This window comes from Glutamicibacter sp. V16R2B1, from assembly GCF_005774635.1.
GTDB lineage: Bacteria > Actinomycetota > Actinomycetes > Actinomycetales > Micrococcaceae > Glutamicibacter > Glutamicibacter creatinolyticus.
The window spans coordinates 164,961-179,608 of sequence record NZ_VATX01000007.1; the positions used below are offsets into that span (position 1 = coordinate 164,961).

The 14,648-nt window shown below is 68.0% G+C and carries 14 protein-coding genes and 1 tRNA gene; 10 read left to right on the plus strand and 5 right to left on the minus strand.

Going from position 1 to position 14,648, the window contains the following annotated elements:
- Nucleotides 1–34: 34 nt before the first annotated feature.
- Entirely contained in the window at nucleotides 35–1,558 is a 1,524-nt protein-coding gene (gene adh, locus FDN03_RS04970; protein WP_138174670.1) for an aldehyde dehydrogenase, read from the minus strand.
- Nucleotides 1,559–1,784: 226 nt separating this feature from the next.
- Between adh and FDN03_RS04975 the strand changes: the two genes are divergently transcribed.
- On the plus strand, nucleotides 1,785–2,681 hold the full coding sequence (locus FDN03_RS04975; RefSeq protein ID WP_138174672.1) for an amidohydrolase family protein: 897 nt from the start codon (nucleotides 1,785–1,787) through the stop codon (nucleotides 2,679–2,681).
- 1 nt (nucleotide 2,682) lies between these two features.
- Here the strand turns inward: FDN03_RS04975 and FDN03_RS04980 are convergent, their stop codons facing one another.
- Nucleotides 2,683–3,906, minus strand: coding sequence for a transcriptional regulator (locus FDN03_RS04980; protein ID WP_138174674.1), 1,224 nt, complete (start codon nucleotides 3,904–3,906; stop codon nucleotides 2,683–2,685).
- 193 nt (nucleotides 3,907–4,099) lie between these two features.
- Here FDN03_RS04980 and FDN03_RS04985 point away from each other — a divergent pair, with 193 nt between their 5' ends.
- Nucleotides 4,100–4,378, plus strand: a complete 279-nt coding sequence (locus FDN03_RS04985) for a hypothetical protein (RefSeq protein ID WP_138174676.1) — start codon at nucleotides 4,100–4,102, stop codon at nucleotides 4,376–4,378.
- 12 nt (nucleotides 4,379–4,390) lie between these two features.
- On the opposite strand, the gene FDN03_RS04990 is transcribed toward FDN03_RS04985, so the two are convergent.
- Both FDN03_RS04990 and FDN03_RS04995 read right to left on the minus strand, forming a co-directional pair.
- Nucleotides 4,391–6,049: a hypothetical protein gene (locus FDN03_RS04990; protein ID WP_138174678.1), complete on the minus strand. Its 1,659-nt coding sequence runs from the start codon at nucleotides 6,047–6,049 to the stop codon at nucleotides 4,391–4,393.
- Nucleotides 6,046–6,942 carry an ABC transporter ATP-binding protein gene (locus tag FDN03_RS04995; RefSeq protein ID WP_138174679.1) on the minus strand — a complete coding sequence of 299 codons (897 nt, stop codon included), beginning with the start codon at nucleotides 6,940–6,942 and terminating at the stop codon, nucleotides 6,046–6,048. Before FDN03_RS04995 ends, FDN03_RS04990 begins: the two co-directional genes overlap by 4 nt.
- 221 nt (nucleotides 6,943–7,163) lie before the next feature.
- Here FDN03_RS04995 and FDN03_RS05000 point away from each other — a divergent pair, with 221 nt between their 5' ends.
- The 6 genes from FDN03_RS05000 to FDN03_RS05025 all read left to right on the plus strand — a co-directional run bounded on the left by FDN03_RS05000 (nucleotide 7,164) and on the right by FDN03_RS05025 (nucleotide 12,299).
- The gene (locus tag FDN03_RS05000) at nucleotides 7,164–7,505 is read left to right on the plus strand and encodes a helix-turn-helix domain-containing protein (RefSeq protein WP_138174681.1); all 342 of its coding nucleotides are present in this window, start codon (nucleotides 7,164–7,166) and stop codon (nucleotides 7,503–7,505) included.
- A gap of 10 nt (nucleotides 7,506–7,515) precedes the next feature.
- A complete protein-coding gene (locus FDN03_RS05005) occupies nucleotides 7,516–8,487 on the plus strand; it encodes an SRPBCC family protein (RefSeq protein WP_138174683.1) in 972 nt (323 codons plus the stop codon).
- Between the two features lie 97 nt (nucleotides 8,488–8,584).
- On the plus strand, nucleotides 8,585–9,286 hold the full coding sequence (locus tag FDN03_RS05010) for a demethylmenaquinone methyltransferase (protein WP_138174685.1): 702 nt from the start codon (nucleotides 8,585–8,587) through the stop codon (nucleotides 9,284–9,286).
- A 355-nt stretch (nucleotides 9,287–9,641) separates the two neighbouring features.
- Nucleotides 9,642–11,252: an ABC-F family ATP-binding cassette domain-containing protein gene (locus FDN03_RS05015; RefSeq protein WP_138174687.1), complete on the plus strand. Its 1,611-nt coding sequence runs from the start codon at nucleotides 9,642–9,644 to the stop codon at nucleotides 11,250–11,252.
- An 83-nt stretch (nucleotides 11,253–11,335) separates the two neighbouring features.
- Nucleotides 11,336–11,587 carry a hypothetical protein gene (locus FDN03_RS05020; protein ID WP_138174689.1) on the plus strand — a complete coding sequence of 84 codons (252 nt, stop codon included), beginning with the start codon at nucleotides 11,336–11,338 and terminating at the stop codon, nucleotides 11,585–11,587.
- Nucleotides 11,588–11,684: 97 nt separating this feature from the next.
- The gene (locus tag FDN03_RS05025) at nucleotides 11,685–12,299 is read left to right on the plus strand and encodes a dienelactone hydrolase family protein (protein ID WP_138174691.1); all 615 of its coding nucleotides are present in this window, start codon (nucleotides 11,685–11,687) and stop codon (nucleotides 12,297–12,299) included.
- 76 nt (nucleotides 12,300–12,375) lie between these two features.
- Here FDN03_RS05025 and FDN03_RS05030 read toward each other — a convergent pair.
- Nucleotides 12,376–12,448 (minus strand) — tRNA-Lys (locus FDN03_RS05030).
- 188 nt (nucleotides 12,449–12,636) lie between these two features.
- Between FDN03_RS05030 and FDN03_RS05035 the strand changes: the two genes are divergently transcribed.
- Nucleotides 12,637–13,302: a hypothetical protein gene (locus FDN03_RS05035; protein ID WP_138174693.1), complete on the plus strand. Its 666-nt coding sequence runs from the start codon at nucleotides 12,637–12,639 to the stop codon at nucleotides 13,300–13,302.
- Nucleotides 13,303–13,357: 55 nt separating this feature from the next.
- Complete coding sequence (locus FDN03_RS05040) at nucleotides 13,358–14,602, plus strand: MFS transporter (protein WP_138174695.1); 1,245 nt, start codon at nucleotides 13,358–13,360, stop codon at nucleotides 14,600–14,602.
- The last annotated feature ends 46 nt before the right edge of the window (nucleotides 14,603–14,648 follow it).

Below are 14,648 nucleotides of genomic sequence, written 5' to 3' on the forward strand. Positions count from 1 at the left end.
TCCCCAAGGACGGGGAGGGTGTGAACGGTGTTGCTTAGAAGAAGCCGAGCTTGTCCTCCGAGTACGAGACCAGCAGGTTCTTCGTCTGCTGATAATGCGAGAGCATCATCAGGTGGTTTTCCCGGCCGATGCCGGAGGACTTGTAGCCCCCGAAGGCCGAGTGCGCCGGGTAGGCGTGGTACTGGTTGACCCAGACACGACCGGCCTGGATCTGTCGTCCGGCCCGGTAGGCGGTGTTGCCCTCGCGGCTCCACACGCCGGCCCCCAGGCCGTAGAGGGTGTCATTGGCGATCGTGATCGCGTCGTTGTAGTCACTGAATTTGGTGACCGCAACGACCGGACCGAAGATCTCCTCCTGGAAGATGCGCATGTTGTTGCTGCCCTCGAAGATGGTGGGCTGCACGTAGTAGCCGTCGGCAAGCTCCCCACCCAGCTCGGCCCGGCCGCCGCCGGTGAGCACCTTGGCGCCCTCCGCGGTGCCGATGTCCATGTAGGACAGGATCTTCTCCAGCTGGTCGTTGGAGGCCTGGGCCCCCATCATGGTTTCGGTGTCCAGCGGGTTGCCCTGCTTGATCGCCCGGGTGCGGGCCAGCACCTTCTCCATGAACTCGCCATAGATGCTTTCCTGGACCAGTGCCCTTGAGGGGCAGGTGCACACCTCGCCCTGGTTCAGCGCGAACAGGGTAAAGCCCTCCTGCGCCTTGTCGTAGAACGCGTCGTCCCTGGCCGCGATGTCCTCGAAGAAGATGTTCGGGCTCTTACCGCCCAGTTCCAGGGTGACCGGGATCAGGTTCTCCGAGGCGTACTGCATGATCAGCCGACCGGTGGTGGTTTCACCGGTGAACGCGATCTTGCGGATGCGCGGGTTGGAGGCCAGCGGCTTGCCGGCCTCGGCACCGAAGCCGTTGACGATGTTCACCACGCCCTCGGGCAGCAGGTCCCCGATCAGCTCGATGAGCACCAGGATGCTGGCCGGGGTCTGCTCGGCCGGCTTCAGCACCACCGCGTTGCCCGCGGCCAGCGCCGGGGCGAGCTTCCACACGGCCATCAGGATCGGGAAGTTCCAGGGGATGATCTGCCCGACCACGCCCAGCGGTTCGTGGAAATGATAGGCGGTGGTGTCATCATCGATCTGCGACAGGGTGCCTTCCTGGGCGCGAATGGCCCCGGCGAAGTAGCGGAAGTGGTCCACCGCCAGGGGCAGGTCCGCGTTCAGGGTTTCACGGACCGCCTTGCCGTTGTCCCAGGTTTCGGCGACCGCCAGCATTTCCAGGTTCTGCTCGATGCGGTCCGCGATCTTGTTCAGGATGACCGCCCGTTCGGCGACACTGGTCCTGCCCCACGCAGGGGCGGCGGCATGTGCGGCGTCCAGCGCCAATTCGATGTCTTCGGCGGTGGAGCGGGCCACCTCACAGAACGCCTTGCCGGTGACCGGGGTGATGTTCTCGAAGTACATGCCCTTGACCGGGGCCACCCATTGGCCCCCGATGTAATTCTCGTAGCGCGACTTGAACGCGACCAGTGCGCCGTCGGTGTTCGGGTTGGCGTAAATACCCATGGTTGTCTTGCTCCTTCGTGGCCGGACAGATGCTGCCCGTGGTGGTTCTTGGCCCGTCCGCCGGCGCCGGGCCCGCGGTGCCGCGGACTCCTTCGCGGTGAACCGCAGCTGTTGGATGTGACGATAGTCACTGGAAGGTTGCAACTAGGTTGCATGCCCCGGGCAACGTACGATGAGGCGCGAGGGGACCGGGCGGCGGACGATTCAAGAACAGGTGGGCAGCGCTATGCGGCATAGGGCGGGGCCAGGTGGTGATGCGCAGGTCAGCGGCTGGCTGGCTGAACTGGGCATTGCCGGGATCACTGACCTGCATGTGCATTTCATGCCGGATCGGGTGCAGCAGAAGGTCTGGGGATTCTTCGATGGGGTGGCCGCCAGCGGCGCGCCAGCCTGGCCGATCCACTACCGGCTTCCGCTCCAGGAGAGGATCGAGGTGCTGGCCGGGCTGGGGGTGCGCAATTTCAGTTCGCTGAACTACGCGCACCGCCCGGGCATGGCCCAGTGGCTCAACGACTTCAGCACCGCCCTGGCCCAAGACCATGCGCAGGTGATTCACTCAGCCACGTTCTTCCCGGAACCCCAGGCCCCTGCCGTGGTGCAGCGGGCGCTGGACGCCGGGGCGCGGATCTTCAAGATCCATGTCCAGGTCGGCGGGTTCTGCGTCCTGGATCCGCGGCTGGAGGAGGCCTGGAGGCTGGTGGAGCAGGCCGGCGCCCCCGTGGTTATCCATTGCGGGCATGGGCCGCACCCCGGGAGGTTCACCGGCATCGCACCGATCCGGCGGCTCATTGAACGCCACCCGGGTCTGGTGCTGATCATCGCCCACGCCGGGTTGCCGGACTATCTGCCGTTTGCCGAGCTGGCCCACAAGCACCGCAACGTCTACCTGGACACCACGATGGTGGGCACCTCCTACATGCAGCAGCTCTTTCCAGTCCCGCCCGACTATGCCCGCATTCTGCATGCGCTGGCGGGCAAGGTGGTGCTGGGCAGCGATTTCCCCTCGATCCCCTACCCCTACAGCCATCAGCTGCAGGTGCTGAACGACTGGGGGCTGGGTGCCGAATGGCTGGCCGGGGCCCTGTGGCATACGCCCCGTGGGCTGGTGGGGCTGCCCGCCTAGCTCAGCGGATCATGGCCTCCACCTCGGCCACCACCAGGGAGCGGGCCGGGGAGTCCGCGGGCAGCTCGCGCAACGCCGCCTGCAGCAGCTGCGGGTCGGCCAGCTGCCGGCCCAGGCGCAGCAGCTGGTGGGCACTGCCCCGGTCCATTGCCACCTCGCGCAGGGCGGCGTGCGCCCGGGCCCGCAGTTCCACGATGCCCGGCGCCTGGGAGCGGGCCAGCATGTCCGCCGGGTGCAGGGCCAGTGCCTGTTCCAGGTCCCCGGATTCCAGTGCCTGCCACAACCGGCCCAGGCTGGTGTGCAGATCCCATCCCAGCCGGTAGGGGCGGGCGGCGATGCTGCGGCCCGGGACGGCGACCAGCACCTTGCGCAGCCGAACGATCTCGGCGCGCACCGTCCCGGCGGCGGCCGCATCCGGGAATTCGAAGAGCCGCTCGACCAGCTCGGCGTTGCTCAGCCCCCGCGGGTGGGCGCCTAGCAGGGTGAGGATCTCGGCGTGGCGCAGCGAGATGGGCTGGCCAGACAGTTCCGGGCCCTCGGCGGCGCCCAGATCCAGGAAGTCCCCGCTGCCCGGACGGTGGGCGGGCCCCGGCAGCAGCAGCTGGCTTTCGGCGGCCGCCACCGCGGCACGCAACAGCGGCAGGGAGTGCACGGCGATGGCCTCATCCCCGCCGGTCAGGTCCACCGCGCCGATGATCCGCCCGGTCTTCGGGTGGTGGATGGGCGCTGCCGAACAGTTCAGGTGATGCACGTGCTCGTACAGGTGCTCGGCCCCCGAAACCTGAACCCCGTCACCGGTGGCCAGCGCCAGCCCCGGGGCGGAGGTTCCCACCGAACTTTCGGCCCAGTTCGCGCCCGCGGCGAACCCCACCCGTTCGGCCCCGTCCACGGAGGAGCCGCTGCCGGCCACCCACAGCAAGGTGCCCTGGGCGTCGGCGAGCGCCACCAGCAGGTTCGCGTCGGTGGCGGCGGGCACCAGTAGTTTTTCGAACACCGGCCAAATCCGCTGCAGCTCACTGCGTTCGCGAGTCAGCCGCAGCCGCTCATCACTGAGCACCGCCGGTTCGCGGCGGATCCCGGGAATGGACAGGGAGCGCTTCCAGGATTCGCGCACCACGTTGCGCAGCGGCAATGCGTCGATGTTCCCGGATTGGCTGCCAAGCATTTCGTGGGCGCGCGCCGCCTTGCGGGCCTCTGCCGTCCAGTCGATGACCGCTCCCCCCATGCCACTCCAAACCCCGAAGCGTAGACCCGTGCCTAAAACTTTTGATCGTGGAACATCAGACTAGGGCAAATCCGCGGGCTTTTGAAGGGCGCCGCCGCCAGGGCGCGCACCGATGCGTGGTTCTTTTCCCGCAACAGTCCCACCTTGGGAGATAATGACGGTTAATCTCGTTCCCCAGTGATTGGACAACACCGTGAAGTTCACCTCCTTGCGCCGCGTTGCCGGTGCCGCTGTGCTGATGCTGGCGGCCGCTGTCATCGCCGTGCCCGTGCTGGCGCCCGCGCCTGCGGGTGTCGCGCCCCAGTCCCGGCCCTTCCCGCTGCAGGAGGCCTTTGTCCCGCAGGGTTCGCTGGCCGAAGCCGTCAGCGAGCTGTCGCTGCAGGATCGGGCCGCGGTTTTGTCGGGACAGCCGGCCACCATTGTGGTTGATGTCCAGACGGGCAAGATTATCCAGGTCCAGGAGCTCCCCTAGGCGCGTTGCCGGCTAGCCACGCAGATCCCGGCGCCGGTACAGCCCGAGGGCCAGGGCACCGAGCAGCAGCGCCGCGGCGGTGAACCCCGCCGCCGGGACGGCGGATGCGCCCTCGCGCACGATTTCCAGTGCCGCGATGGAGGTGAATGGTTCGGCGTCCATGACCCATTGCGGCACATTCAGCAGTGGCCCGTAGGTGCCGATCAGGATGCAGCCAACCAGCAGCACCCAGACAAGCGCTGCCCCGCCGCGCGCCTCGATGCCCAGCGCCAGCATGGACAGCGCTAGCCAGCAGGCCACCACCGGCAGGTACCACAGGCTCGCGGCAACAAAGCTTCCGAGCACCGGAGCGGCCAGCGCGGAACCGGCCCCGATCCCCAGACCCAGCCCGGCCATGGCCAGCAGCAGTGCACTGCCCAGCAGACCCAGCAGCATCTGGTGTCCCATCAGCCACCACCGGGACACCGGCAGCGCTAGCACCACTTCACCGCGGTGGTGCAGTTCATCGCGGCGCAGCCGGTGCGGGCTCTGCACGGCGAAGACGCCCACCACCATCGCGAAGAAGGCCAGGAACTTGGCCAGCGCGGCCATCACCAGCTGATCCAGTTGGGCATCCGCCCCCGGCGCCCCCAACAGGGCCTGGAGCTGGGGCAACTGGGCGAAGGCATCGGCCACCGCCCCGGCCAGGGAGCCGGTGAGCACCGCGGCCACCAGCACGGCGGCAGCCCAGCAGAGCATCCGGTTGCGCTCCATGCGCAGCCCAAATCCCAGCAGGGTACGGCCCAGCAACCCGGCCCTCCCCCGGCCGGCACGCTGGGCAAAGACGGCGGCACCGACCTCCCGCCGGGCCTGCAGCGCGAAGGCGGCAGCGATCAGGAGCACCCCCAGACCCAGCACCAGCCACAGCGGCCAGACGCGCTGCTGAACGAAGAGCCGCTGCTGCTGGACCCACCCAATCGGGCTGGCCCAGGACAGCACACCGCCCCCACGCTGCCCGGCGTCCCCCACGGCACGCAGCAGGTAGGCCAACCCCAGCAGCATTCCCGCCCAGGCGCTGGCCGTGCGCGCCGTCAGGCTCAGCTGCGCACACAGCACCCCGACGCCGGTGAACACCGACCCCAGCAACAGCAGCCCGAGGGCGAATCCAAGGCTGCCGTTGGCCTCGAAGCCGCAGGCCCGCAACGCCAGAAACACCAGCACAGCCGCACCGAGGTTGGCCGTCAGCCCGGTACCCACGGCGGCACCCAGCGGCGCGAACCGGCCCACCGGCAGCGCCCGCAGCAGCTCGGTACGCCCGGCTTCCTCATCGCCCCGGGTGTGGCGCACCGCCAGACGCAGGGACATGATCGCCACGGCCACCGCGAAGCCCCCGAGCAGCTCGTTGGCCGTCATGGCCTGCAGCGTATAGTCCTCCAGCCCGTACCCGGGCCCGGACAACATGGCTCCGGCCGGCAGCCCAATCACCTGTGCCCGGGCCTGCAACCCGTCCGGGCCCATCACGGTGCGCACCGCCTGGACCATGTAGTACAACAGCCCCGCCATCACCAGTGACCAGACCAGGATGCCCCACCGGGAGGCGAACAGCATCCGCCGCCACAGGAGCAGTGCGGCGCCGAACCCCTGCCGGCGCACACCCACCTGCGCATGCCGGCCCCCGCGCCGGGCACTCATCGTCCCGCCCCGGACTGATAGTGGTGCAGGAACAGCTCCTCCAGGCTCGGCGGGGTGCAGCTGAAGGAGTGCACGGTGTACCCGCCAAGCACCCGCAGCAGCCCGGCCACGCGCTGCTGCTCGATGCTGAACCGGATCAGCCCCTGCTCCTGGTGGACCGCCTCCACTCCCTGCAACCCGCGCAGCCGCTCCAGCGGAATGTCACTGGAAAGCACCACATCGCTGCGAGTCAGGTGGCGCAGCTGTTGCAGGGTTCCGGATTCCACGCTGCGCCCATCGCGGATGATGGTGACGTGGCTGCACAGCTTCTCCACTTCGGCCAGCAGGTGGCTGGAGAGCAGCACGGCGGTGCCGCGCTCGGCCGCTTCCTGCACCGCGTGCTGGAACACGCGTTCCATCAGCGGGTCCAGGCCGCTGGTCGGCTCATCGAGGATCAGCAGATCCACGTCACTGGACAGGGCGGCCACCAGGGCCACCTTTTGCCGGTTTCCTTTGGAATAGGTGCGGGTCTTGCGCCGCGGATCCAGTTCAAAGCGTTCAATCATCTCGTCGCGCCGCGCCTTGTCCACGGCGCCGCGCAGCGCGGTGAGCAGGTCAATCACCTCCCCGCCGGTCAGCTTCGGCCACAGGTTCACCTCCCCGGGGACGTAGGCCAACCGCCGATGCAGGGACACCGCCGCGCGCCACGGATCAGCCCCGAAAAGCCGCACCCGGCCCGCATCGGCACGCAACAGCCCCAACAGCACCCGGATGGTCGTGGTCTTGCCGGACCCATTGGGGCCAAGAAAGCCATGGATCTGACCGGGAGCCAACTCCAAATCCAGGCCCCTTAGCGCCTCGACGCGTCCGAAACTCTTCCTCAGTGCGGAAATCTGGATGATCACCTCGCCCATTGCGCCCCCTAGCGTGCTCTGTCCGCCCCCTCGGTGGTGACTTAGATGCTAGGCTCCGGGCGACTCCTTGGGAAGAGCCGGAGCCGTCGCCCTGAATCCCGGCGACTTATCACCTTTTCGAGTAGGTGAATTCTCATCTGACTAGAGCCCCAGTGAATCGCGGAGATTTTTCTGCCCCGCCCCCTTCCCAGCCCGTGCGACGTCCGGTATTGTACAACCAAATGGTTGTACAAGAGTTGAGCGATGAGCAGCTAAACCGGGTCTTCCGTGCCTTGGCCGACGCCACACGACGTGACATCGTGCGGCGAACCCTTAACGCCGAGGTCAGCATCTCGGACCTGGCGGCGGACTACGACATGTCCTTCGCCGCAGTGCAAAAGCATGTGGCCGCGCTTCAGGCGGCGGGCCTGGTCAGCAAGATCGCATGTGGCCGCGAACGACTCGTTCGAGGCCAGCCGGAAAGACTCCGGCACGTCACGCAAACACTCTCAGCCTTCGAGGACATCTGGCGCCAGCGCATCGAACGCCTGGATGACTTCCTCGCCGACGAGGCACCATCCTAAGGAGCACGCCATGCCCGTCACCTCGGTCCTCAAGGACGCCGACACGCTGACCCTCACCGTGCACGCCGAATTCCCCGTGCCGGTCGAACGCCTCTGGCAGGCCTACCTCGACCCGCGCCAGATCGAAAAATTCTGGGGGCCGCCGGGCTACCCGGCCACCTTCACCCGCCACGACGGCTGCGCCAACGGCTTCAGCCACTACTACATGACCTCCCCCGAGGGCGAGACGTTCCACGGCTACTGGCAGTGGAGTGAACTTCTCGAACACAGGCTCTTCGAGGTCATCGACGGCTTCGCCACGGCCGAGGGGGAACCAAATCGGCAACTGCCCACCACCCGGGTCAGCTTCGCCTTCGGCCCGTGGGAAGAAGGCTCGAAATTGACGGTCACCTCCCACTTCAATTCCGTCGAGGACCTGGAGCAGCTGCTGGAAATGGGGATGGATGAAGGCCTGCGCCTGGCCATGGGACAGCTGGACCAGGTGCTGGTCGACCTGGGTGATGTGGCCCTGGCACGGCCCACCGAGGCCCAGCTGCTCAGCGACACGAAGGTGCGCATCAGCCGGGTCATCCGCGGCAGCCGGGAGCAGGTCTGGCACGCCTACCACGACCCCCAAATGCTGCGCCGCTGGATGTTCGGCCCGGACGGCTGGGGGCTGACCGAATGCGTGGTCGGCAGCGAGGTAGGGCAGGAGCACCGTTCCTGGTGGGAACCGCAGGCCGGGTCGGGGCAGGAAGGATTCGGCTTCTGCGGCCGAATCCTGGCCCGCCAGGCCCCGGTCTACGAACGCACCACCGAGCAGATGATCGGCACCGATTCCCCGGTCACCGTCAATGAGCTGACACTGACCCCGGCGCCCGGCGGAACCCTGCTGACCCTGGTGATCACCTACCCGGACGCCCAGACCCGCGACTCGATCCTGGGCACCGGCATGACCGACGGGATGGAGGCAAGCTACGCCCGGCTGGACTCCCTGCTCTGACCGTGCGCACCCCGCGCCCCGGCACCCGCCGGGGCGCGGGGCGATGTGCGGCACAGGCTGGACGCCAACCCACCAAGATTGTGAAAGACTTGGATCCATGACTTCCCATAATGTGCGTGCGGGCCTGGACAAGCAGGCAAACCAGGTTCAGGAGATGTTCGACAACGTGGCACCCCGCTACGATCTGCTCAACACCCTGATGACCGGCGGCATCGTCAACTACTGGCGCAAGCTCACCACCCAGGCCGTGAACCCCAAGTCCGGGGAGCGGATCCTGGACCTGGCCGCCGGCACCGGCACCTCCTCGGTTCCCTTCGCACAGGCCGGGGCGAAGGTCACCGCCTGCGACATGTCCCACGGCATGCTTGCCGAGGGCCGCAAGCGCCACCCGGAACTGGAATTCGTGTACGGGGACGGCACCGATCTGCCGTTTGAGGACGACACCTTTGACGCGGTGACCATCTCCTACGGGCTGCGCAACATCTCCGACACCGAAAAGGCGCTATCCGAGATGCGTCGGGTCACCAAACCCGGCGGACGGATTGTGGTGGCGGAGTTCTCCACCCCCACCTTCGCCCCGATCCGGATTGCCTACCAGCAGTTCCTGCCCCGGGTGATTCCGGCGCTGGGCTACCTGGTCTCCTCGAACCCCTCGGCGTACGCCTACCTGGCGGAGTCGATTGCCGCCTGGCCGAACCAGCAGCAGCTTGCCCACAAGTTCCTGGCCGTCGGCTGGCAGAACGTGGAGTTCCGCAACCTCACCGGGGGCATCGTTGCCCTGCACCGGGCAACCAAATAGCATCCGGCCCCAGCCACAGACCCCGAAAGCACCGCCGCGGGCAATGCCTGCGGCGGTGCTTTGCTTCTGCCGGCTTCCGCGCGTGGCATCGGCTGCGCTGGGTGCAATGGCCCACAACTCCGCCGAACAGCACCCGCACTTTGCTAGACTGCACTACATGAAGACCGAGATCGTCACCGCCTAGCCCAACGAACCGCGCGCACGCGCCCTTGTTCACTACCGGCTGGCCGACCTCAGATCTCGTCGAATTCCCCAAGACGTCGCGTCCCAGCCGGGGCAGCTCTTTTCCTCGATGCCATCTGCAGCCCGTCGCCGGCCGCAACCCGCGCCGAGCACGGCGCCCGAGGAGAATCCCATGGCTCACTCACCGGCCGTCACCATCCATTCCCTGTCCTTCGCCTGGCCCGACGGCAGCCCCGCGCTGCGGGAAGTCAACGGCACATTCAACACCGGGAAAACCGGCCTGGTGGGCGAGAACGGCGCCGGAAAGTCGACCCTGCTCAAGCTGATCGCCGGGCAGCTTCGCCCCAGCGGCGGGCACGTGGAAACCACCGCGGAGGTCGGCTACCTGCCGCAGAACCTGATCCTGGACGAACAGATGACCGTCGCCGGGCTGCTGGGCATTGAGACCACCCTCGCCGCGCTGCGGGCCATCGAGGCCGGCAGCGTCGATGTAGCCGATTTCGAGGCCGTCGGCGAGCGCTGGGACATCGAGGCGCGGGCCGAGGCCGAGCTGGCGCGTGTGGGCTTTGGAGCCCAGGACCTCACCCGCGCGGTCACAACCCTGTCCGGCGGGGAGGCGATGCTGCTGGCCGTCACCGGTCTGCGCCTGGCGCAGCACGGGATCACCCTGCTGGATGAACCGACCAATAACCTTGATCTGCCCACCCGGCGTCAGCTCTACGCAATGCTGCAGACCTGGCCGGGCACCCTGATCGTGGTCAGCCACGACCTGCAGTTGCTGGAATTGATGGAGCAGACCACCGAACTGCACGGCGGAACGCTGCGCAGCTTTGGCGGCCCCTACAGCATCTACCGCGAACAGCTGCAGGCCGAACAGGCCGCCGCGCAGCAGGCGGCCCGCAACGCCGAACAGGCGCTGAAGGTGGAAAAGCGCCAACGCGTCGAGGCGGAAACAAAGCTGGCACGGCGCCAGCGGCAGGGCCGGTCCCTGCAGATGAGCGGCAGCATACCGCGCATGGCCGCCGATAACCTGCGCAAGAAATCCCAGGCCTCGGCCGGGGCGATGCGCTCACATCTGGAATCCAAGGTGGACAGCGCGCAGCAGGCCGTGGACGCGGCCGACGCGAAGGTCCGCCAGGTGGAGCAGATCAACCTGGAACTACCCGACCCGGCGCTGCCGCGCGGACGGCGCATCGCCGAATTCAGCGACGCAGCGGCCACCCACAGCATCCAGGGCCCCGAACGGGTCGGCCTGGTGGGCCCGAACGGGGCGGGCAAGACCACGCTGCTGCGCCGGCTGCTTTCCGGCACCGGCCCAACCGATGGCACGGTGTCGGCCACGCTGCACACCGACCGGGTGGGCTACCTGCCACAGCGCCTGGATTCGCTGGATGAGCACGCCTCGGCGCTGGACAATGTCCGGTCGGCGGCGCCGGGGGCAAGCCCGGGACAAATCCGCAACTTCCTGGCCCGGATGCTGCTGCGCGGCTCCAGTGTGGACCGGGAACTGGGGACGCTCTCGGGCGGTGAGCGGTTCCGCGTCTACCTGGCCACGGTGCTGCTGGCCCAGCCCGTTCCCCACCTGGTCATCCTGGACGAGCCCACCAACAATCTGGACATCTCCAGCGTGGAGCAGCTGGTCCAGGCGCTGCGGGCCTACCACGGTGCGCTGTTGGTGGTCAGCCACGACGAGGCGTTCCTGGCGTCCCTGGGCCTGGACTACCTGCTCAGCCTGGAGCCCGAGGGCTCGCTGCGTCGTGTGGATCCGCCAAAGATTGCCTGAGTTGCGGCCCGGGCCTTCCGGATTCGCCGCATCCTGCCCTTACACTGGGACGAAAGCACGTTTTTCAGCCACGGAAGGCCCCCATGAGCTACCCGCAGCGCACCGTCGAGGTTCAACCCACCGGGCTGGTCATCGACGAGTCCGCCACCTTGTTGTGGCATGACATCCGCCGCGCCTTCATCTACGAAAGCACCTCCGGATCACAGACCCTGACCTGCGCCGAGTTCATCCTGACCGAGGGGTACAGCGTGGAGATCAACAGTGAGATGCCCGGCTGGGATTCGGCGCTTCAGCACCTGCCCCAGCGCATCGAAAACCTGGTGGACGAACGCTAGGCGGTGCCGTGCGTTAGCGGCGGCGGGACGTTGACGCGCTGCGGCCCACGCCCTAGGATCGGGCGCATCCCCGCCTCTCCCACTCTCAGGAGCCCCCATGGCCGAAGTCATCTTGTTCCACCACGTGCAGGGCCTGACCGACGGGGTGCGCGCACTGGCCGAGGAATTGGAGCAGGCCGGGCACGTCGTTCACACACCGGACTTCTTTGCCGGCGAATTGCCGCCCGACATTCCCTCCGGGATGGAGCTGGTGCAGCGGCTCGGGCAGGAGACGGTGAACCAGCGGGCCGATGAGCTGGTGGGCGCCCTGCCGCAGGATCTGGTCTATGCCGGGATCTCCTGGGGCGTGATGTTGGCCCAGCGCTTCGCCCAGCAGCGGGCCGGGGCGCGTGGTGCCCTGCTGCTGGAGTCCTTTGTGGACCCGCAGGCCCCCTGGTCCTTCGGGCCGTGGCCGAGTACCGTGCCGGTGCAGATCCACGGCATGGCTGATGACCCGTTTTTCGCCCATGAAGGGGACCTGGATGCGGCGCAGCAGTTCGTGCAGGGTCCGGGCGCCGGTCTGGCGCAGCTTTTCACCTACCCGGGACGGGCCCACCTGTTCACCGACAGTTCCCTGCCCGGCCACGATCCGCAGGCCACTGCGCTGCTGATGCAGCGCGTCGGGGTGTTTCTTGAGCGGCTCGCCGCGTCCCCTGACCGGTCCACGCCATAACCGCCTCGCCGCGGGTGCGCGCAACAAAAACGATCGGGCCCCACGAGGTGTTCCTCGCCGGACCCGATCTTGACGGTGCGCCCTGTGGGGCTCGAACCCACGACCAATGGATTAAAAGTCCAGTGCTCTACCAACTGAGCTAAAGGCGCACGGCGTTTAGCCAAGATCAATGTTACCCGATCACCGCCACCCGCTCTTAATCCGCAGGTCAGCCCGATGCTGGCGCTCTCACCCACGGGGTGTGCCAGCTAACTGCCCCCGGGCGCCACAGTGGCGTAGACTGGCTGGCCGCCGCTTTTAGACCCCCCACCCAGCAACAGGGAGTATTCTCGACACCATGAAAGGCCCACGTGCAGGTTCCAAGGTCCCCCACGACTCCGGATTCCGCCACCACAAGCCCAAGCCATTCACCCCCCGCGAGTTCGAAGCCTACGTGGGTGGTGCCGATCCCGCGCGCGTTTCGGAAGCCGCGCACCTCTCGGCCCGCGCCTTTGTGCACGGCGGGCTGGCCAACCAGGATCCGAAGGTCAGTGCCCGGCTGGTGGCCGTGGCCGAGGATGAGGGCATCGAGGTGCTGGCCGAGCTGTGGAGCGAAGCCCCGGCCCGCTCGCTGCCCGGTGCCCTGTGGCGGCTGTACGCCATCCGCACCGCGACGCTGAACAACCCGGAGGTGATGGCCACCCGGTTCCGTGCCGGGGCCGAGCGGGCCGAGGTGGACCGGATCGTGGCCGGGGCGGCGGAGCCGCCGACCGCCGATGAGCTGCGCAGGATGGCCGACTCGATTCTCTCCGGCGCCTTTGACGGGGACTTCGCCCATGCCCTGGAACGCACCGCCGCCTATTGCCGGGTCATCGCCCTGGGCATGGCGGAGCATGCGGACGCCGCGGATCTGGCCAATGCGGTGCGCGGCAGCGTGCTGACCCAGCGGGCCACCGCCCTGGTGCGCACCGCCGAGGACCTGGAGGCCTGCGCCCACATGTGGCGCAATGATTGCCTCGATTAGCCGCGGGCGCGATAAGTTGTAGCTTGGCAGATTCCAGGCGACCAGGGCGGGCAGATTGAGCGAAGAACCACGACGGCCAGCTACGGGCACCGGCCGATGGCTTCTGGTTCTGATTCTCACCGCAATTCTCACCCAGACCACGCTGAACCTGGTGCGCCCGGTGACCACCTACAAGCTGCTGACCTTCTCCGCCGGGCCGGTGGCGGTGGGTTTGACCACCGCAGCCTACGCCCTGCTGCCGCTGCTCAGCGCCATGTGGCTGGGAAGGGCCAGTTCCCGCATCCGCCGCATCCGCTACCTGATGCTGGCCGGGGTGCTGCTGTTCGTGCTCGGCGCGGCGGCCATCGCCAGCGCCCCGGGCGTCCTGGTGGTGGCCGCAGGCAGCGCGGTGCTGGGCATGGGCCACCTGATGTTCACCATTGGCGGGCAGTCCTCCATTGCCCGCTTCTTCCCCGATGACCAGTTGGACAAGGGGTTCGGCTGGTTCACGGCCGCCTATTCGGTGGGCCAGTTCCTTGGACCGCTGCTGGGCGGGCTGATTCTGGGCAACGATGCGCAGCTGCAGTCCACACAGCGTTCCGGGGACATCGCCCTATCCCTGTGGCTGGGCGCGGCAATTGCCGCGGTGGCTGTCCCGCTGTTGCTGCCGAACCTGCAGCCACGCCGGGCAGGACGCACCGAGGCGGTGGATGGGCCGGCCCGGGCGCAGGGTGCACCGGCGCGCTCCCAGGCCACCATTCTTTCCATCATCAGGATCCCGGGGATGGCCTCGCACATGTTCGCCTCGCTGACGCTGCTGGCGATCATTGACATCCTGGCCGCGTTCCTGCCGCTGGTGGCCGAACATCACGCGGTGGCGCCGACCACCGTCGGGGTGCTGCTGGCGGTGCGCGGCGCCGCCTCGGTGCTCTCCCGGCTGATCCTGCCGTGGGCCTCGAAGCGCTTTGACCGGCAGAAGATGGTGCTGGGAAGCCTCTTCGGCTCCGGGCTGGCCATCGCCCTGGTGCCCCTGCTGATGGAGCACCTGGGTGCGGCCTCGCTGGCGCTGTTCGCCGGCGGGTTCCTGCTGGGCCTGGGCCAGCCGCTGACCATGACCATGGTCTCCACCTCCGTGCCCGGGCAGGACCGCGGGGCTGCGCTGGCGGTGCGGCTCATGGGCAACCGGTTGGGCCAGGTGGTGGTGCCGATGGTGGCCGGCACCGCGGCGGTGGGCCTGGGCCCGGCCGGGGCCATCTGGTTCTGCTGCGCCCTGCTGGCGGCCAGCGGGCTGGAAAAGTCACTGCGCCGCCGCGCCACCTGAGGCCCGGCGGGGCAGGCTCGCCCCGCAGCGGCCGCGTCCGGACGCG

What these genes read in the sequence shown, in the direction of transcription:
- FDN03_RS05025 (WP_138174691.1), top strand. Translation starts at nt 11,685, where the DNA reads ATGGCCGAAGTCATCTTGTTCCACCACGTGCAGGGCCTGACCGACGGG.
- FDN03_RS05000 (WP_138174681.1), top strand. Translation starts at nt 7,164, where the DNA reads ATGGTTGTACAAGAGTTGAGCGATGAGCAGCTAAACCGGGTCTTCCGT.
- adh (WP_138174670.1), bottom strand. Translation starts at nt 1,558, where the DNA reads ATGGGTATTTACGCCAACCCGAACACCGACGGCGCACTGGTCGCGTTC.
- FDN03_RS05010 (WP_138174685.1), top strand. Translation starts at nt 8,585, where the DNA reads ATGACTTCCCATAATGTGCGTGCGGGCCTGGACAAGCAGGCAAACCAG.
- FDN03_RS04975 (WP_138174672.1), top strand. Translation starts at nt 1,785, where the DNA reads ATGCGGCATAGGGCGGGGCCAGGTGGTGATGCGCAGGTCAGCGGCTGG.
- FDN03_RS05015 (WP_138174687.1), top strand. Translation starts at nt 9,642, where the DNA reads ATGGCTCACTCACCGGCCGTCACCATCCATTCCCTGTCCTTCGCCTGG.
- FDN03_RS05035 (WP_138174693.1), top strand. Translation starts at nt 12,637, where the DNA reads ATGAAAGGCCCACGTGCAGGTTCCAAGGTCCCCCACGACTCCGGATTC.
- FDN03_RS05020 (WP_138174689.1), top strand. Translation starts at nt 11,336, where the DNA reads ATGAGCTACCCGCAGCGCACCGTCGAGGTTCAACCCACCGGGCTGGTC.
- FDN03_RS04995 (WP_138174679.1), bottom strand. Translation starts at nt 6,942, where the DNA reads ATGGGCGAGGTGATCATCCAGATTTCCGCACTGAGGAAGAGTTTCGGA.
- FDN03_RS04990 (WP_138174678.1), bottom strand. Translation starts at nt 6,049, where the DNA reads ATGAGTGCCCGGCGCGGGGGCCGGCATGCGCAGGTGGGTGTGCGCCGG.
- FDN03_RS05005 (WP_138174683.1), top strand. Translation starts at nt 7,516, where the DNA reads ATGCCCGTCACCTCGGTCCTCAAGGACGCCGACACGCTGACCCTCACC.
- FDN03_RS04980 (WP_138174674.1), bottom strand. Translation starts at nt 3,906, where the DNA reads ATGGGGGGAGCGGTCATCGACTGGACGGCAGAGGCCCGCAAGGCGGCG.